General features: G+C 48.7%; 13 protein-coding genes. 6 read left to right on the top strand and 7 right to left on the bottom strand.

Features of this window, described 5'->3' with window-relative positions:
- The first annotated feature begins 427 nt into the window (after window positions 1-427).
- From HER31_RS08695 to ybaK, 5 genes are all read left to right on the top strand, one after another.
- Window positions 428-3,052 (top strand): TonB-dependent receptor, encoded by a 2,625-nt coding sequence (locus tag HER31_RS08695; RefSeq protein WP_168660207.1) that lies wholly within the window; start codon window positions 428-430, stop codon window positions 3,050-3,052.
- 71 nt (window positions 3,053-3,123) lie between these two features.
- A complete protein-coding gene (locus HER31_RS08690; RefSeq protein ID WP_168660206.1) occupies window positions 3,124-4,008 on the top strand; it encodes a class I SAM-dependent methyltransferase in 885 nt (294 codons plus the stop codon).
- A 385-nt stretch (window positions 4,009-4,393) separates the two neighbouring features.
- On the top strand, window positions 4,394-7,243 hold the full coding sequence (locus HER31_RS08685; protein ID WP_168660205.1) for a TonB-dependent receptor: 2,850 nt from the start codon (window positions 4,394-4,396) through the stop codon (window positions 7,241-7,243).
- 210 nt (window positions 7,244-7,453) lie between these two features.
- Window positions 7,454-8,218, top strand: a complete 765-nt coding sequence (locus HER31_RS08680) for a DeoR/GlpR family DNA-binding transcription regulator (protein ID WP_168660204.1) — start codon at window positions 7,454-7,456, stop codon at window positions 8,216-8,218.
- Entirely contained in the window at window positions 8,218-8,688 is a 471-nt protein-coding gene (gene ybaK, locus HER31_RS08675; RefSeq protein WP_168660203.1) for a Cys-tRNA(Pro) deacylase, read from the top strand. Before HER31_RS08680 ends, ybaK begins: the two co-directional genes overlap by 1 nt.
- Window positions 8,689-8,725: 37 nt before the next feature.
- Here the strand turns inward: ybaK and HER31_RS08670 are convergent, their stop codons facing one another.
- From HER31_RS08670 to HER31_RS08655, 4 genes are all read right to left on the bottom strand, one after another.
- The gene (locus HER31_RS08670) at window positions 8,726-9,943 is read right to left on the bottom strand and encodes a cation:proton antiporter (RefSeq protein WP_168660202.1); all 1,218 of its coding nucleotides are present in this window, start codon (window positions 9,941-9,943) and stop codon (window positions 8,726-8,728) included.
- Window positions 9,944-10,122: 179 nt separating this feature from the next.
- On the bottom strand, window positions 10,123-11,397 hold the full coding sequence (locus tag HER31_RS08665) for an O-acetylhomoserine aminocarboxypropyltransferase/cysteine synthase family protein (protein ID WP_168660201.1): 1,275 nt from the start codon (window positions 11,395-11,397) through the stop codon (window positions 10,123-10,125).
- Window positions 11,398-11,469: 72 nt separating this feature from the next.
- On the bottom strand, window positions 11,470-13,134 hold the full coding sequence (asnB, locus tag HER31_RS08660; protein ID WP_168660200.1) for an asparagine synthase B: 1,665 nt from the start codon (window positions 13,132-13,134) through the stop codon (window positions 11,470-11,472).
- Window positions 13,135-13,330: 196 nt separating this feature from the next.
- Complete coding sequence (locus tag HER31_RS08655; protein ID WP_168663235.1) at window positions 13,331-14,926, bottom strand: M28 family metallopeptidase; 1,596 nt, start codon at window positions 14,924-14,926, stop codon at window positions 13,331-13,333.
- Between the two features lie 140 nt (window positions 14,927-15,066).
- Here HER31_RS08655 and HER31_RS08650 point away from each other — a divergent pair, with 140 nt between their 5' ends.
- The gene (locus HER31_RS08650) at window positions 15,067-15,714 is read left to right on the top strand and encodes a cupin domain-containing protein (protein WP_238786912.1); all 648 of its coding nucleotides are present in this window, start codon (window positions 15,067-15,069) and stop codon (window positions 15,712-15,714) included.
- An 11-nt stretch (window positions 15,715-15,725) separates the two neighbouring features.
- On the opposite strand, the gene HER31_RS08645 is transcribed toward HER31_RS08650, so the two are convergent.
- The 3 genes from HER31_RS08645 to HER31_RS08635 form a co-directional block, all read right to left on the bottom strand.
- Complete coding sequence (locus HER31_RS08645) at window positions 15,726-16,472, bottom strand: HAD-IIA family hydrolase (RefSeq protein ID WP_168660199.1); 747 nt, start codon at window positions 16,470-16,472, stop codon at window positions 15,726-15,728.
- Between the two features lie 78 nt (window positions 16,473-16,550).
- Window positions 16,551-16,967 carry a GFA family protein gene (locus HER31_RS08640; RefSeq protein WP_168660198.1) on the bottom strand — a complete coding sequence of 139 codons (417 nt, stop codon included), beginning with the start codon at window positions 16,965-16,967 and terminating at the stop codon, window positions 16,551-16,553.
- 148 nt (window positions 16,968-17,115) lie between these two features.
- On the bottom strand, window positions 17,116-19,482 hold the full coding sequence (locus tag HER31_RS08635) for a phosphoketolase family protein (RefSeq protein ID WP_168660197.1): 2,367 nt from the start codon (window positions 19,480-19,482) through the stop codon (window positions 17,116-17,118).
- Window positions 19,483-19,621: the final 139 nt, after the last annotated feature.

The following is a 19,621-nucleotide window of genomic DNA, read 5'->3' as shown; positions in this document are numbered from 1 at the left end:
CCTTAGCCTCTGTTATCACTGCACTTTCAATGAGTGAACAACCTGTTTCTATTGTCCATTCGAATTTTGTTACGCTGGTTTATTAGTCACTTTTAGGCTGAAAAACAAATTGTTTTCAAATTTTTTTTAGAATGGACGTTAATTTAATGTCTAGGTTGTAACATTTGCGTAACCATTCTTTTTTTTAAACGATGTAGCGCTCTACTGTTGTATTACCAAGTGATTGGTCAATTTGTAATTGTCACCTTTAATTATCTCATTTAACTGGCAGTTAACATTTACCTATAAGGGTTAACCTCGGGTGAGTTGACACAACATGTTGTTATGATGAATATTTTGTTGTGAATGCATGGTTGCAGTCAATTTAAATAAATAATTCATCGCACCTTTGATCCAAATAATGACGATGAAATAAGGGAGATGTTCAATGGCTATGGAATCCTCAGTATCCAAGGCGGTACGCCAAGGGTTAATTTATTCTTCGTTAACAGCAGTAGCCTTAGGGACAACAAGCTTTACTGTTGCGGCGGAAGAAAATGAAGAAGTGGAACGTATTGAAGTTACCGGTTCTCGTATTAAACGTACCGATCTGGAAGGCGCTTCGCCGGTAACGTTAATTACTACCGAAGACTTTGCGAAGACCGGTGCTTTATCTGCAGCAGACGTACTTCGCCAAAGTAACTTAAATACATTCGGCTCTTTCTCTGAAAGCTCTGGTAGTACTTGGCAAAGCCAATCAAATATTAACCTGCGTGGTGCCGGCGCCGATCGTACTTTGGTATTGATCAACGGTAAGCGCATGCCTGGTTCACCAACTATGGGTGGCAGCGCGGTTAACTTAAACACCATTCCAACAGCGGCGATTGATCGCATTGAAGTTCTGACTGATGGTGCATCTGCGGTATATGGTTCTGATGCGGTTGCTGGTGTAGTTAACATCATCATGAAGCGAGGCTACGAAGGCCTTGAGATCTCTGCAACTGGTTCTTCGCCCGAGCAAGACGGTGGTGACGAGTGGAAAGCTCACGTTGTTGGCGGTATTGCCGGCGACAAAGGTTCGGTATCGTTCTCGGTTGAACACCAGGATCGTGACATCATTTACCAGCGCGATCGTTGGTTTAGTAGCTCAACTGGCCTCGATGAGCAGTTCTATAATGACACCACTGGTGTATCCGCATACGCTCGTAACTTCTTAGATATGACCACGTTTGCCTTCAGCCCAATGGAAGCGTGTAACAACGATAAGATGGTTGGCGGCGGTCACGTATATGATTACGGCGACGGCGATTACATCTGTGGTTACGATTACACCGCTGAAGGCGCGGATCACGCAGCCCGTGAATACACCGCTGGTTATATCAACGGTGAATACTTCATCACCGACGAAATTACCTTTAACACCCAAGCGCTGTTTAGCCGTAACGAAACCTTTGGTCGTTACGCACCAGCTGCTGGTTGGTTTAACGTTGATGCCGATCAAATTGAGATCCAAAACTGGGTCGACGGCGTAAATACTGGCTCTTCCACCAATGAAAACGCCGGTCGTGTTTACTACCGCTTTACCGACGTAGGCACCCGCGATTCCACTACTATCGATTACTCTACCGATATCCAGTTTGCACTGGAGGGTGAGCACGATGATTTCGGTTGGGATCTGACCTACCACTTTAACCGTGCTGAAAACAGCAACTACGGTAGCGGTTACGTTCACCGCCCAACTGTCGAAGCGCTGGTTGAGTCAGGCGAGTTTAATTTCGGCCCTGAAGGCAATGACGAGTCTGTTGTTGCAGCGATCAGCCACGACGTTCTTGCTCAAGACTTCATGGACTTCCACAGCATCAACTTCGGTATCAACTTCGAAGCAATCGAACTGCCAGCAGGCATGGTCGGTTGGTACGTCGGTACTGAATGGGCAGATTACAGCTACAGCTCTGAAGTAGACCAAGAGTCTGCCAACGGCGAAGTTATTGGTTCTTCAGGTAATGGCTCCGGCGGCGACCGTGATGTGTGGGCAATCTTTGCCGAATCAGTGGTTCCAGTAACCGACGATTTAGAGCTGAACTTTGCACTGCGTTACGATGATTACTCCGATTTCGGTGACAACGTGGCGCCAAAGGTTGGCTTACGTTACCAAGCATTGGAAGACGTAGTTATCCGTGCCTCTTGGGGGCAAGGCTTCCGTGCACCAGCACTGTCTGATTTGTACGCTGCTGATTCGTTCAGTGCCGATTACGCGACCGATTACCGCTACTGTGAACTTCAAGGCACTAGCGCTAACGACTGTACTGAAAGCCAGTACGACGTAACCCGTACCGCTAACGAAGATTTAGATGCGGAAGAGTCTGACTTCTACAACCTAGGTGTTATCTGGAACATTACCGACGAGTTCAGTGCCAAGGTTGAGTACTACAACCTGTCTATCGACAACGTAATTACCTTTATCTCGCTAGACTCGTTGCTGACTGAAGAAGCGAACGTGGGTTACGGCAACCTGTCAAACGGTGCAGAAATCGTGCGAGCTGGTGACGATCCAAACGGTCGTCTACTAGAAGCAACAACGCCACTGGTTAACGGTAATGGTTTCGATACCGACGGTGTGGATATCAACCTTAACTACACCGGTTTTGAAACTGAAATTGGTGAGTTTGGTACTAACCTAGATGTCACTTGGGTACTGAGCTACGAAGACGAAGAGTACTTCGATGGCCCAACCAACGATATGGTTGGTCGCAACGGTTTGCCTGAGTACCGTGCCACATGGACTATTGATTGGGAAATGGGCAGTCATTCGGCTTCTATCCTGACCCAATACATCGATAGCCAGTCAGAAGATACCGATCCGGTAACTTACGAAGAGTCAGGTAAGATCAACTCACATACTACCTTCGACGTTACCTACAACTACCAGACCAACTGGGAAGGTACCGTAAGCTTGGCAGTGCGTAACCTGACTGATGAAGATCCAGAGTTGGACAGCAACTTGAGCTACAACACCGACTTGTACAACCTGTATGGCCGTACTTACTTGGTTACTTACACCCAGCGTTTCTAAGTTGAGTTAGTAAACATGATGAGGGAGCTTCGGCTCCCTTTTGTTTATCTGAATTGTTTTTGGGGAAGGCGATGGATCACTGGGATAGTTATTGGAGCAACTCAGACGGTGCAGTAATTGCAGACGCTGAATTACGTGCGGCGATGGCCGATTTTTGGCAAACCAATACCGCTATGTTAGGCGATTCTGTCCACGCATTGGATATTGCGACAGGGCAGGGGGATGCAATTGTTGCAATTAATCGTCCTCAATGGCGCTGGACGGCGACGGATCTCGCCGATGTTAAACCGATAGATAACGTGTTGACCTTGATGGGAGTAGAAGCTGAGAAACAACCATTCGCTTCCAATCAGTTTGATCTGGTGATCTCTCAATTTGGGCTGGAGTATGGCAATACTGAAGCGGCTTTGGCAGAAGCCGTCCGCATGCTCAAACAAGGCGGTCGTTTTGTTGCTCTGATGCATCACCAACAGTCAACGATTACACTACAAGCTAAGCAAGAAATTGAGGACATTAGGCGATTCGAACAGGTGGAGCTGACGAGGCCATTATTGTTGCTCGCAGAAACCATTTATCAACTCGAGCACCGTCGTGGTGATTCCAATAACAACAAGCAGCAGTTTCAGTATCGCAGCCAACAGCTTGATCAATGTTTGTCGAAGTTAAAGTCGGCAGTAAGCGCTGCGTTTTTTAGTTACCTTTTGACAGGGGTTGATCGAGTGCTTAACCAGCTTGCTAAGCAGTCTCTCGAGGGGGCGAAAAATCTTTGGCTGACTAATTGTGATGCATTGCATCAGTTTCGGCTTAGGAACGAGCAACAGCTTGGTGTGGCACTATCAGCAACCGAGTTAACACAATTACTAACGGCGATACCGGGTGAAATAGAGATACAACAGCCAACTATTGTCCAAAGCCGGTCAGGGCTTATCGGCCATGGGGTAGTGATACACACCTAAAATGATAATGTTAAGAAAGCTTCAGCACTCCCTAATAAGGGGCAGTCAATGGCGACTATTTACAATTTATGACATCTTTGCGTAAAAATAATATTGTTTCGAATTCAACTTTTTAACATTGCAGTCACAATCGCCATTAGGTCTGAATGCACTTCATTCGGCGAGCGTTAAGCTTCGCGCCCTTTAATTGTTAAAGTTGCCATCGTTTGCATTAACAGCTTGGTATCATTTACCTATATTTTCAAACATTTACGTTGTTGACACTCCTTTACGTTGCGATGATTATTCGATTGTGAATGCAAGGTTGCGTTCTTCGTACATAAAGAAATAAGTCACCAAACACCCGGTAACGGACAGTGTATTGGCGACATAAGGGAGATGATTGATGGCTATGGAATCCTCTATATCCAAGGCAGTACGTCGAGGACTAATTTATTCTTCGTTGACTGCTGTAGCACTTGGAACCACGAACTTCGCTGTTGCTGCTGAAGAAGTTCAAGGAGATGTAGAACGCATCTCTGTAACGGGTTCTCGCATTGCTCGTGAAGGTACAATAACTGCGAGCCCGGTAACCGTAATTACTGCAGAACAGTTAACCTCATCTGGTGCGGTGAATATCGGTGAAGCGTTGAACGAATTGCCGGCGTTGGCCAGTACCTTTTCGCTGTCTAGCTCAACGGAATACATCGGTACTGCCGGGTTGAACATTCTTGACCTGCGTAATATGGGGACCAGCCGAACACTGGTTCTGGTTGATGGTAAGCGTCACGTATCATCTCAAGCGGGTGATTCTACAGTTGATGTAAACACCATTCCGACCGAATGGGTTGAATCGGTAGAAATTATTACTGGTGGTGCTTCAGCTATTTATGGTGCTGACGCAGTAACCGGTGTGGTTAACTTCCGTCTCAAAAAAGATATTACTGGTTTTAACGTGAGTGCGACCGCTGGTGAAGCGGATGACAGCGATTACGACAACAAGCGTTTTGCACTATCCTACGGTTCAGATTTTGCTGATGGCGCCGGTAATGCAGGTATCTCTATTGAGCATTCTAGTCAAAGTGCGTTGGCGATTACCGATCGGGATGCCACTGCAACCTCATGGACGACCGTTAACGACCCAACTGGTGAGAACGTTAAGCGTTACGTAGAAGGTGGTCACTATGCCATCAACAATGCAGCGGTAATCTATGGCCCTTGGAATGGCTTAGATAAGAGCTACAGCTTTAACCCTGATGGCTCTATGCGTGAGGTTTATACTGGGCCTAATACCGAAGGTACCAAGTGTTGGGGAGACTGTGATTACGTCAACCTGAATCAGTACGAAGATCTGCAGCCTGAATTTGATCGCACCACGATTAACTTCAAAACCAACTACGATGTCACCGATGATTTAACCGCAAGCTTCCAAGCTAAGTGGTCAGAAACTAATGCGACTTCACGAAGCCAACCGGCATTCTTCTTCGGTAATCTGACTCTCGATTACGACAACGCCTTTATTCAAGATGACTTTAAACAAGTGTTAACGGATGCGGGCTATGAGAGCGGTGATTCGTTCTACATCAACCGTTTCTTAAATGACATGGGTCAGCGTCTTGAAGAAGACGAGCGTACTACTCAGCGTTACGTAGCCAGCCTTGAAGGTGTGGTATGGGACGAGTGGGACTTCGAAGCCTATGGTATTTACGGTGAAACCGAACTCGAGCGTGAGAACCAAAACAACCTAATCTACTCCAACTTCTTCAACGCTATTGATGCCGTTGAGATTGACGGTGAGATTGTATGTGCGTCAGAAGATGCGCGTGCAGAAGGTTGTGTTGCGGCTAATATTTTCGCTGATGGCGCAGTAACTGCCGAAGCAGCGGATTACATGACAACTAACTCTGTTAGTACCGCTACGGTTGAGCAGTACGTATTTGGTACCTCTATTGCTAACGGTGCTTTGTTTGAGTTGCCTGCGGGCGATGTTGGCTTCGCTGCCGGTATTGAATACCGCAAAGAGAAGATGGAAACCACCGAAGATGAGCTATCAGCATCCGGTGATACCTTCTTCAACGCCTTTCCAAATGAAAAAGCGGATTTCGACGTAAAAGAGATCTTCGCTGAGTTTACTATTCCACTGTTGTACGATCAGTACGGCATCGACTCACTGACTTTTGATACAGCGATTCGTTACGCTGACTACAGTACAGTTGGTGATGCAACGAGTTGGAAAGTTGGTTTGGACTGGGTTGTTTACGATGACCTTCGAGTTCGAGCAACCTACGCAACTGCGGTTCGTGCACCTAACTTAGGTGAGTTCTACGGCGCCGAAACTCAAAACTTCTTTAGTGCCGATGACAGCTGTAAAGTGAGCGAAATGGAAGGCTTAGCGCCAGAGCAATTGGCGCTACGTCAAGCGAACTGTGCTGCCTTAGGTGTCGCAGCTGATTTTGATTCAGATTACGATAGCGCAAGCCTAGATGGTGTTAATAAAGGCAACGAAGATCTCGATCCGGAAGAGTCCGATAGCTACACCGTAGGTATTGTATTCCAACCTGAGTTCTTAGATGGCTTTAGCGCCACTATTGATTACTGGAATATCGAAATTACCGACGCCATCTCTGGTGTTAGTGCTCAGACCATGATCGATCGTTGTATTGATGACCCATCAGGCATTAACAACCAATACTGTGCCTTAGTCGAGCGTGATGATTCTGGTGAGATCGTTAAGATCACTAACCAGGTGATCAACGTTGCTAAGCAAGAAGCTGAAGGTATTGATTTTGAATTTGCTTACGATGTCGATTTGTATGATGGTGATTTGCGTACCGGTTTGATTGCAACTTACCTGATCAAGCGCGATGAGTACGCCTTCCAGGATGACGACGATTTCGATGAGTACCAAGGTGTTGCCGGTGACCCTGAGTGGTCTGGTATCTTCACCGTTGATTACACATGGAATAACTGGAATGCCAACTGGAAAATTCGTTACATTGATGAAGTAGAAACTAATACTCAACAGTTCTACGACAACTATGCAACCCAATACTCAAATGGTGACCACTGGGCTTCATATACTACTCACGATGTTCGTGCGGTATATGGGTTCGAAAATGGTGTTGAGCTAGGCTTCGGTATTGATAACTTGTTTGACAAGGATCTGCCTGAATACACTAGCGGCACCTCGGCAACCTCAGCCACTTACGACAACATTGGCCGTTTCTACTACGTAACGTTCAGCTACGCAATGTAGAGTTAACTGTTGTTACCTAAGGCCAAAAGAGCAATCTTTTGGCCTTTTTTGTATTTCTTGCCCAAACCATTAACAACTGTGATTAACCCTCTGTGAAACATGCTAAATTTGTGAGAGTGCCAGACAACAATTGCTGTAATCAGTATTGTTGCTCTGGTAATCTGTCCGGCTTTTCCATTTTGACAAACCGCATTATATAAGGAGATCGAAATGATCCCAGCAGAACGACAGCGAATTATCTTGAGCATGCTTGAAGATAAGGAGATCTGCACAATTGGCGAGCTGACCGACAAATTGGCGGTATCCCATATGACGGTGCGTCGTGACATTGCCAAACTGGAAGAGAAGGGACGGGTATTCTCTGTTGCTGGTGGTGTACAGCGGATTGAAAGCGTTCGTGAAGAGCAAAACCATAAAACCAAGAGTACGCAAAATCTTGAAATTAAGCTGGCTCTTGGTCGTGCTTGTATGCCAATGGTGGCACCACAAGCCACAGTCTATCTTGATGCTGGTACCACTACCTTAGAGATTGCCCGCGCCATTGCGCATCGTGAAGACATTTTGGTGATCACCAATGATCTGTTTATCGCCGATTATTTAGCAGAGCATGGCACCTGTGAGTACTACCTCACCGGTGGTCGCATCGATCGTGGTAACCACTCTTGTATTGGTGATATGGCAGCGTCATTCATCTCCCGTCTCAACGTGGATGTGGCGTTTGTTTCGGCCACCTGTTGGGATCGTCGCGGCGTTTCGTCTCCTAGCGAAGGTAAGGTGATGGTGAAGAAGGCGTTGGCCGCCGTTGCCAAACAGTCGATTCTGGTTTCTGACTCAAGCAAGTTTGGTCGTACCGGTACCTTTTTAGGCATGGAAAGCCATGAGTTTGACATGATCATTACCGATGAGCATTTGCCACAAAACTACAAAGAGCTGTTGTTGCAGCTCGACGTTGAACTGGTTGAAGTACAGCCGTAATGACCCCTGCAATTACCGCGGCCAAACGAGCGAAAATTGCATTTAGCATCCATCAGTATCAACACGATCCTGCTGTCGCTTCCTATGGTGAGGAGGCAGCTGAAGCACTTGGTAAACCGCTACAACAAGTATTTAAAACGTTGCTTGCAACCGATGATAGCGGCACCTTATATGTTGCTGTGGTTCCGGTGTCTGGCCAGTTGGATCTGCGCGCGTTGGCTAAAGCGGTTAATGCAAAAAAGCTGACCATGGCGAATCCAGCAGTGGCTGAAAAAGCCACTGGCTACGTTGTTGGTGGAATTAGCCCATTAGGGCAGAAGAAGCGATTAAGCTTGGTTTTGGATAGCAGCGCCGAGCAGTTTGCTACCATCTGTGTCTCGGCCGGGCGCCGTGGCCTCGAGATCGAGCTAGCCCCAGCTGATCTGCTTAAACTCAGCAACGGTCGCTTGAGTGATATTGGCCGAGACTAACACCTACTCAAGCGCCGTTGGACTAACAGACTAGCGGTTACGGCTTGGTCGCTTGTTGCCTACGCAATAACGGCCCAAAGCTGGTGCCTTGTACCAGCAGACTAAACAACACCACCCCAAATACCATTGACTGAATTGTCCACCACCCCGGGATCTCTGTTGGCAGCGACAACACCAAAGCAATAGCAATGGCGCCCCGTAAACCGCCCCAACTTAGTAATAGCGGCCAACCGGCAGGTAATGGCTTGCCAACCGCCGATAGTGCAGTTTGACACAGGTAGACGGAGGCAAACCGAGCTGCCACGGCGGCAATAATGGCAATACCAATTGCCAGATAGCGTTCGGTAAACATATCGGCTGTGAGCACCACGCCCATCAAGCAGAAGATAAGCAGATTAAACAGTAGCCCAAACCAATCGAGACCGCTGCTGAGCTGTTTGTACAGATGGGGGTGTTTGTGCAGTTGGATCTGACAAACCAAGGCACTGACAGCAGTTGCCATAATCCCCGATACGTGTAAAAAATGCTCCGCCACAAAAAAGCTGCCAAAGGCCAATAACAGCAGCACTAACATGCTTTGTTGTTGGCCTTGCAGTAAGCGGATGGTCCACATGCCGAGCCAACCACAGATAGCCCCGACCACCATGCCACCAAAGAATACGACGCAGAATTTGAGTAGTACCGGTAATATTGCCGGCTGCGACATCTCTCCGGTTGCGACCGCCATTACAATGCCAAATAAGACAATGGCTGTGCCGTCATTAAGTAAGCTTTCGGTTTCAAACAGGGTAGCTAAATCTTCCGGTGCTTTTAACCGAACTAAGGTCGCAACCACGGCAATGGGATCCGTTGCAGACAGGATGGCGCCACCGATCAACGCGGTGGATAGCGGGAAAGCGGCGGGATGGCCAATCCCCCAGTACAAGCCGAAACCGCAAAGTAAACAGGTGATTAATACACCAACAGTAGCCAGCAACATTGCTGGAGTAAGCCACTTTTTTAGTAGATCTGGTTTTAGGTGCCACGCGGCCTGAAACACCAGCACCGGCAGCAATAGGTAAAATACTTGGTCTTTGACGTCGTTGGCTCGCAAACCCAGATCGAAACCAAACAGGGTTACGATTAGCGCCGCCAAAACCCCACTGCCCAAGCAGGAGAGGGTAATGTCGAGCTTAGTGATGCGATGGATGATGCAACCTATTGTTGCCATCAACACGAACGCCAACACTTGGCCAAGTAGTAAAAGGGTTTCCATGTATTACCTTGAAATGAAAGATGTTGTATTAAAGGTAAGGATAGATGCTATTGACCGGGCGCAACGGATTCACAGTATTGAATCAGCAAAGTGTCATTGCTGCGGTTGCCAACAGTGCTTGCTAGAAACAACAACGCAGCCAATAACGGCTGCGTTGTTTATCACTATTGGCCAGCTAGCTAACCAACCTGTTCAAGCGCTTGGCTGATGTCGGCAATGATATCTTCAACATTCTCAATACCAACCGATAAGCGGATCAAGTCTTCACTGACACCAGCAGAGGCGAGTTCCTCTGGGCTTAATTGGCGATGGGTAGTCGATGCTGGATGGCAAGCGAGGGATTTGGCATCGCCGATATTGACCAGTCGTAAAATCATTTGCAGCGCATCGATAAACTGGCCACCGGCGCTAGCGTCGCCGTTGATGCCAAAGCTTAAGATCCCAGATGCCTTACCACCACAGATCTTTGCTGCGGTTGGGTTAAACGGGCTATCGGCCAAGCCGGCATAATTTACCCAAGCCACTTTAGGGTGAGCGCTGAGATACTCAGCCACCTTTTGGGTATTTTCACAATGACGCTCCATCCGTAAACCAAGGGTTTCTAAACCTTGTAGGATCAAAAACGCATTGTGCGGTGAGATTGCTGCACCGGTATTACGCAGCGGCACCACCCGACAGCGGCCGATATAGGCGGCGGCACCAAGCGCTTCAGTGTAAACCACACCGTGGTAGCTTGGATCTGGCGTATTTAACATTGGGAAGCGGGTGGCATTGGCAACCCAATCGAACTTGCCTGAATCGACAATAATGCCACCAACAGCAACCCCGTGTCCGCCAATGTATTTGGTTAACGAATGCACCACGATATCAGCACCGTGCTCAATTGGCCGACATAAGAATGGGCTGGCAACGGTGTTATCAACAATCAATGGCACGCCGTGCTTATGGGCTATTTTAGCCAGGCGTTCGATATCAACCACGTTGCCTTTTGGATTGCCGATCGATTCACAGAACAGCGCTTTGGTATTTTCGTCAATGGCAGCATCAAAGCCGTCGAAGTCGTCAGCGTCGATAAGCTTAACTTCGATACCTTGGTTTGGCAGTGAATGGGCAAACAGGTTGTAGGTGCCGCCATAGAGTTGGCTGGTGGATACAATATTGCTGCCAACAGTACAAATGGCTTGCAACGCATAGGTGATGGCAGCCATGCCTGAAGCTAAGGCCAAACCGGCGATGCCTCCCTCCATAGCTGCTACCCGCTGCTCAAGCACATCGGTAGTCGGGTTCATGATACGGGTGTAGATATTACCGGGAACCGCCAGATTAAATAGGTCAGCCCCGTGTTGGGTGTTATCAAAGGTGTACGAGGTGGTTTGATAGATTGGCACTGCGGCGGCTTTTGTGGTTGCTTCTGAAGTGTAGCCGTGGTGCAGAGCCAGTGATTCCAGTTTCATGTATGCTCCTTGCGTGGAAAGCGTTATTTGGGGGCCACAGCGCCTTGGCGAATCCAAGGCGCTGTGGGCAAATTAGTAGCTGTCAGCGTGAACGGATAGCACCGCTCGACCTGACGGATCGGTTATCTGGCTGAGACTTTCATCCCATGCCAGTGCTTCTGGTGTAGAACACGCTACCGATTTGCCACCGGGAACGCACTTAGCGCAATCTTCAAGCGTGAACTGTTCGGCGAACAGTGTTCGATACAAGTAGGCTTCTTTAGTATCAGGGGTGTTATACGGGAACTTGAACTGAGCATTTTCAATTTCAGCGTCAGACACTTGGGTATCTGCAAAGGCCTTGAGTTGGTCAATCCAGCTGTAGCCGACGCCATCGCCAAACTGCTCTTTTTGACGCCATGCTACCGATTCTGGCAAATAGTGAGCGAAGGCTTCTCGCAGGATCTGCTTCTCAATGCGACCCTCTTTAATCATCTTCGCTTCTGGGTTTAACCGCATCGCCACGTCGATAAACTCTTTGTCGAGGAATGGCACTCGAGCCTCAACCCCCCACGCTGCCATGGACTTGTTGGCACGCAAGCAGTCGTATAGGTGCAGCTTGGACAACTTACGCACGGTTTCCTCGTGCAAAGCTTCTGGGCTAGGGGCCTTGTGGAAGTAAAGGTAACCACCAAAGATCTCGTCGCTGCCTTCGCCAGAAAGCACCATCTTAATGCCCATAGCCTTGATCATACGTGCCATAAGGTACATTGGCGTTGCCGCCCGAATTGTGGTTACGTCGTAGGTCTCAAGGTGGTAGATAACATCGCGTAGGGCATCGATCCCTTGCTGCACTGTGAAGGTTAATTCGTGGTGGACGGTGCCAAGAGCATCAGCGACTTCAGCGGCGGCCTTAAGATCTGGCGCCCCTTCTAAGCCAATGGCAAAGCTGTGCAGTTGTGGCCACCAGGCTGGTCCGCTGTCGTCGTCTTCAACGCGGTGTTCAGAGAATTTTTTCGCCAGCGCTGATGTAATGGATGAGTCTAGGCCACCGGAGAGAAGCACGCCGTAAGGCACGTCACACATAAGTTGGCGATGAACCGCATCTTCTAGCGCTTGTTGCAGCTCGGCTTTGTCCGCAGGGTTGGTTGCTACCGCTTGGTAACTTTCCCAGTCGCGCAGATAATAACGAGTGGGTTCCTTGCGGCGGGAATCGAAATATTGACCCGGTAAAAACTCAGAGATCTGATTGCATACAGGTACCAGTGCTTTCATCTCTGATGCGAAATAGCGGTTACCGTGTTCATCAAAGCCTTGGTAAAGCGGGATGATCCCTAGATGGTCACGGCCAACAAGGTATTTGCCTTTGTTGGCATCCCACAGGACGAAGGCGAAGATCCCATTGAGTTTATCGAGGAAGTCGGTGCCGTATTTCAGGTACAAGGCTAAGATAACTTCGCAATCTGAGCCGGTTTGAAATTGGTAACCAACGGCGAGCTCCTCCCGCAGTTCACGGTGATTATAGATCTCACCGTTTACCGCAAGTACGACATTACCGTCGGGGCTGATAAGTGGCTGAGCACCTGTTTCAACATCGACGATAGCCAAACGTTCGTGCGCTAAGATAGCGTAATCGTCGGCGTAGATCCCGGACCAATCGGGTCCACGGTGGCGTAATGTCCGAGCCAATTTTAGGGCTGAGTGCCTTAGCGCTTGTGGATCTGTCTTGATATCAACAATGGCGAAAATCCCACACATTCGGACGACTCCTTCATTTCTTATGCTATCGATGTACTGTTATAGAGCAAGGTGCCATGCTAGCCACAGGAAGCCAAGTTATCAGGTTGTACGCAGATGCCACTGTTTATCGTTTTTCATCATTCACTTATTGGATAAGTAAATTTATAAAAAACGGCGCAAAATGCGCCGTTTGGTTATAGCCGAGTCTGTGGGTCTATTGCGCTGGTCGTAATCGGTGGAACTCACTGGATGGATGAAACCCTGGACGTTCGTTACTGTTTGCTAATGCGTTACCGGCGTTAAAGTAAACTTGCATGTCCTGCAGAGTGCCGGACAGATCCCAATTACTACGGTAAGTATCGCATGGATTGTGATAGCAGCCCTTCATCTCTTGTTGCATCTGTTTACGGTAGGTTGCGGTGGATTCATCCCACGCAATGGAACCGCCTTTTGCATAGATCGCTGGCACGCCTTTTTGTACAAATGAGAAATGATCAGAGCGGAAGTAGCTGCCGGCGGCAGGATTCGATTCGGCAGTAACAGAGCGACCTTGGGCAGTGGCTGCGGCTACTACGTAACGTTCGAGTTGTGAATGGCCTAAACCAACGACCGCATAGTCTTTAGTTTTGCCGAACACGTTGGTGCTGTCGATGTTGAATAGGCCAACGGTATCTTGCAATGGGTAAAGCGGGTTGGCGGCATAGTAACGACTGCCTAATAGGCCTTGCTCTTCACCGGTTACGGCGAGAAAGGTAACGCTGCGTTGAGGTTGTGGACCGCGGCTAAATTGACGGGCAATCTCCAGCATTGCCGCAATACCAGATGCGTTGTCCATGGCGCCGTTATAGATATCATCGCCGTGGGCACCGATATGATCCCAATGGCCGGTGTAAAGTACCTGTTCACTATGATTGCTGCTGCCGGGAAGGGTAGCGGCAACGTTGTAACTGGTGGCGGTATCGATCGTCTGGTGAATGTTGGCGCTGGCGCTGAGACCAAGGCTTATCTGAGTCGGCTTAACTGTTGCCTGTTGGGACAGTTGCTCGAAGTCGAGGCCAGCATCGGTGAACAATGATTTAGCTACCTCAAGGCTTATCCAACCCTCGAGCGGTGGGTGAGGATCTTGGCTATTGGCGAGATCCAATTTGGCGCCGGTCCAGCTGTTTTTCACCACGCTCCAAGGATAAGAGGCGGGTTTGGTATCGTGTACAATCAACGCTGCCGCTGCACCTTGGCGGCCAGCTTCTGCAAATTTATAGTCCCATCGACCATAGTAGGTCATGGTACCGCCCTTAAACGAGTTTGGGTCTTGAGTTGCGAAGCCGGGATCGTTGACTAACATCACCACGGTTTTACCGCGCACATTAAGGTTGGCGTAGTCGTTCCATTGGTATTCAGGTGCATTAATGCCGTAACCGACAAAAACGATGTCGCTATTTTCGATAGCTACGTGTTGCTGATCCTTGTAGCTGTTCAATACCATCTGTTGCGGGTAATCCAGATGACGTTGGCCAAGGGTTAATGCCGCGTCGGTAGTGGTGAAACGTTGCATTGGTACTGCTTGCAGGTAGCTGTCGCCATTAGCCGGTTTGAGGCCCATTTGCTTAAATTGGGCAGTGAGATAGGCCAAGGTGAGGGTTTCTCCCGTGGTGGTTGGCATGCGGCCTAGGTATTCATCAGAAGACAGCTCTTTAATGTCTGCTCGGATCCGATCTTCGTCGAATGCCACTGTTGTCACGGAATCAACAGTCGAAGTACCGCTGCAAGCGGCAAGCAGAGTTATGGCGGTAAGGCCGATAAGGTTGCGCATCATATTGTCAGCTCGCTATTGTTATCAGATAGTTATCATTAACCAGCATGCCCAGCAATTGTGTGCAGGTAAAGACTAGAGCGACGCAAAAGGTGTATGCAATTGTTGCGACCGCCGACAATCAATTCTCGGAGTAGTTGATGAAGCATGAACAAAGCGATAGTCCTAGTTCACCATGGCAAGACACGACGTTGATGGCTTGGCAGGCCAGTCCTGCGGTTGGGGTATTGCGCAAACGACTGTTCCACCGTGGCGGTGCAGAGAGTGGAGTGGTTTCGTCGATCGTTCGTTATGAGCCAAACTCAGACTTTGCTGCGCATCAGCATCCACAAGGGGAGGAGATCTTGGTTCTTGAGGGCGTGTTTAGTGATGAACACGGTGATTATCCTCAAGGTTATCATTTGCTCAATCCTGACGGCAGCTGTCATACGCCATTCTCGCAACAGGGCTGCACGTTGTGGGTCAAATTAAGGCAATACGATGGTGCGGACAGGCCATTACAACATAGCGATAGCATTAATCAGGGTCAGTGGCAGCAGGCTGAAGTAGGTGTGTCAGTTAAAACCTTGTATCAACAACGAGGGTATGCGGAGCAAATATGCTTGGTTCGCCTCCACTGTGCTGAAATGACGGTTACCGGACCATTTGAGCTGTTGTTGCTCAGCGGTGAGCTTGATGACCAGTTTGGCAATCACACTAAGTTAAGTTATTTACGATGGTCCGAGAACTCCTCACTAACTGTTGCCGCCAGTGGGGACGCTGAATTCTACCTGTGTCAATATCGCTGAGGGTAGTGTTATTAGACGATATCTATCTCGCCGGCATTAGCAAAGATGTGATTTGGCCGAAATGGGTACTGCTCGATACTGTCTTGCTTACTTACCCCAGAAAGCACCAACACCGTTTCTAGTCCAGCCTGAAAACCGGCAAGGATATCGGTACTCATGTTATCGCCAACGATAATGGTATCGGTTGAATGGCTATCGATATGGTTAAGGGCTGCGCGGATGATATAGGAACTTGGCTTACCTACATAGAATGGCTTTTTACCGGTAATGCGTTCAATTGGTGCACACAGAGCGCCACAGGCTGGGCTGAAGTTTGGGCCACAGGTATCTGGATTGGTGGCGATAAAGCGTGCCCCGTTGGCAATAAAACTGGCAGCTCGGTGGATCATGTCCCAGTTGTAGCTGCGAGTTTCACCGACGATAACGAACTCGGGGTTGATGTCGGTAATGGTAAAGCCGTTTTTATAGAGCTCGTGGGTTAACGCACCTTCACCGACCACATAGGCTCGGCGGCCCTCCTGGTGAGTCAGAAAATCTGCGGTTGCCATGGCTGAGGTGTAAAAATGAGACTCGTCTAGGTCGATGCCTGCCGATTGCAGCCGATTCGCCAAATCCTTAGCGGTTTGAACCGGATAGTTGGTTAAGCACACCAGTTTATTACCTTGCCCGCGCAAACGAGCAATGAACCTATCGGCACCGGGAATCAGTTCGTTGTTGTGCAGTAACACACCATCAATATCGCAAATCACGCTTTTCATCTTCAGCCTTCAAGGGTAACTGTTGCAGTCATAACAATGACTGTAGGCGCTGTAGTGTGATTATGAGAAGGATTTGTGTCAGTTAGATGATGGCTTAGTGCGCTGATGTTTATAACGAGGGCAGTCATCGTTAATGCTGAGCCAATCTGGTTGGCTGGCGGTAAAGATATGGTAATTGGGTTTAACGTGGTTAGGGTTGTCCAAACTGGCAATGGTTAAGGTGAGATAGTGAGGGTAATCGCTGTGGCGATAACTGATGGTGGAGCCACAGGTAGAACAAAAACCTCGATGGATTTTTGCTGAAGAGGCAAATTCCCGTGGTGGTTGGTTCAGCCAGTTAATCTGCTCGGCTTTGAAATCCATCCAACTATTAAGTATACCGCCACTGCCTCGCTGACATTGACGGCAATGACAATGATCGGCGTCGAATGGCTCGGCCGTGGTTTGATAGCGAATAGCACCGCACAGGCAACCACCTGTTAAGACTTTAGCCATCTGTAAATCCACTTCGTTTATTGGTTGTTTGGTGAGCTTACGCCTTTGCTACGGCATGCGCTACAACATCCAATCGATGTAGAAGGTGATCGAAAAAGGCTCCCGTGGGAGCCTTTAAAATAATCAGTTTGGTTAATCTAGATTGAGCTTAGCGGTGCCATACCCAGTCGGTTAGATCCTTAGGATCAACCCCAAACTCTTTGATGTAGTTGCGGTGGTCAACCAGCTTCTGCAGCATAGTAGTGGTGACTTCGATGTGTTGTGCATCGGTAATAACACCTTGCTGGAACGCCTTGTAAGCAATGTCGATAACCAAGTGGTAGCGAGAAGTACCGTTACGCACGCCCATATCAAATGGGGTAGTGGTAGAGCCTTCTTCAACGTAGCCTTTTACGCGGCAACGCTTAATACCAGGGTAGTTGAACAACAGCTTATGGATGGTGTTGGGGTAGCCGTGATAGTTAATCACCACACCTTTGTCGGCGGTGAAGTACTCATCCAGCAACGTTGGGTTTTGGCCATACTTGAGGCTACCAACGCCATCGGAAGTCAGCTCGGAGATGTTAACCATCCGCACTTTAACCTGAGGCATTTGCTCACGCACTAACACCAGCGCAGCCATACACTCTTGGGTAACGTAGTCGCCACAAGATGCCAGCACGACATCAGGGTTTTCATCGGAAGCGAAGTCCCAAGTCATGATCCCTTCAGCGGCTTGCTTACGGGCCTCTTCGAGCGTCAACCACTGTGGTAGCTCTTTCTTGCCGGCAACTATTACGTTGAGCTTATCGCGGTCGTCGAAAGCCTTTTCGGTGTAGCACAGGGTGCTGTTACCGTCTGCAGGCAGGTAAGCGGAGATGATGGTTGGGTGTTTCTCCAACATAGCACCAAGCAACGAAGGATTTTGGTGTGAATAACCGTTGTGATCCTGGCGCTCTAATAATGACGACAGTACGACGTTGCAGGCCGGTACTGGCTTACGGAATGGCACCCCTTGGGAGGCATACACGTACTTACAGTACTGATCGCACATTGACGATACAACCTGTGCAAATGCCTCATAGGTTGGGAACATACCGTGGCGGCCAGTTACGGTGTAACCGTGCAGCATACCGAATAGCAGGTTTTCAGACAGCAGCTCCATAACACGGCCATCGCGGGACATATCTTGGTCGAAGTCTTTAATCGGCCACTGCCACGCACGTGAGGTCTCTTCAAACACCGCTTGCAGCTGGTTAGAGTAGGTTTCATCCGGCGAGAAGATCCGCAGGTTTTTCTGCTCGGCATTAAGGCGGAATGCATCACGCATCCATTCGCCCATCTTATTCATGGATACGCCACGTTGACCGCGAGCGGTTTCGGCACCGTAAGACAGTTCTACTAAATCTGGCTTGTTTAGTGGACGAACAACTTCGCCACCGTAGGACAAGATTTGGCGACCAATGCGCAGGTCCTCGCGTGGAATCAATTTCTTAATGTCGTCGTCGAACTGCAGATTACCGTTAGCGTCAATGCTGTAAAGATCGTCAAACTGGTAGCTCTTCAACCACTCATTTAACAGACTTAGATGCTCAGGGTCTTTGGCGCAGTTGTTGATAATAACTTGGTGCGATTCACAGTTACCTTCAAGCTTTTTACCGTTGGCTTCTTTAGTGCCGGTCCAACCCTTGGCTGTGCGCATGGCAATCACTGGCCAGCGTGGTTTGCATACGTCTTCGCCAGAACGAGCTCGGGTTTGAATGTCGTTGATGATCTCGTAAGCGCGGTCCATGGCGTCGGCCATTTGCACGTATACGTCTTCCTCTTTTTCATCGTCAACGAACAGCACTTCGTAACCTAAACCGGTGTACTCCATGCGGATCTCTTCATCGTCCATTCGACCTAAACGGGTCGGGCCGGAGATTTTATAGCCGTTGATGTGAAGAATTGGCAATACGGCACCGGAAGTCTTCGGATCGAGTAGGCGGTTGGCATACCATGAAGCAGCCAATGGACCGGTTTCTGATTCGCCATCACCAACCAAAACCACGTTGATTAAATCAGGATTATCCAATGCCGCGCCAAAGCCAACGGACAAGGAGTAACCGAGTTCGCCCCCTTCCAAAATCTGACCTGGGGCTTCTGGGTTAGCGTGAGATGGGTAGCCATACGCTGCAGAGAACTTCTCACAGATCTGTTTCATGCCCGCTTCTTTGTACGGAATGGTATCTGGGTAGAAGTGGGAGAGTGAGCCTTCGATAAATAGGTTTGCTTGAACGGCGGGGAAGCCGTGGCCAGGACCAACTAGGTAAAGGAATGGGCGGTTATGTTTGCAGATCAGTCGGTTAATGTTGGCGTAGACAAAAGCAATGCCAGGGCAGGTACCCCAGTGCCCTAAGAGGCGTGGCTTGATATCTGCGTGCTGCAACGGATCTTGAAGCAATACATTTTGTTTAAGATAAATTTGAGAAACGGCGAGGTAGTTGCTCGCACGAACCAATTTTTTTAGTGCACCAATTTCGTCTTTACTAGCCATTAAGGTAGCTCCTTGAACATGTTCGGTTAGGTCTTAGATGATTAATCTTAGACCGCAAATAGACAAATCAATCGTAGGACATGCTAAGGAGCGTAAGTGATGAAGATGCGAAAAAGTTAGAGTTTGCTCACATTACATC

This window comes from Ferrimonas lipolytica (assembly GCF_012295575.1).
In the GTDB taxonomy this organism is placed as follows: domain Bacteria; phylum Pseudomonadota; class Gammaproteobacteria; order Enterobacterales; family Shewanellaceae; genus Ferrimonas; species Ferrimonas lipolytica.
The sequence above is the reverse complement of the archived record's forward strand: the minus strand, read 5'-3'. Positions and strand labels throughout refer to the sequence as shown.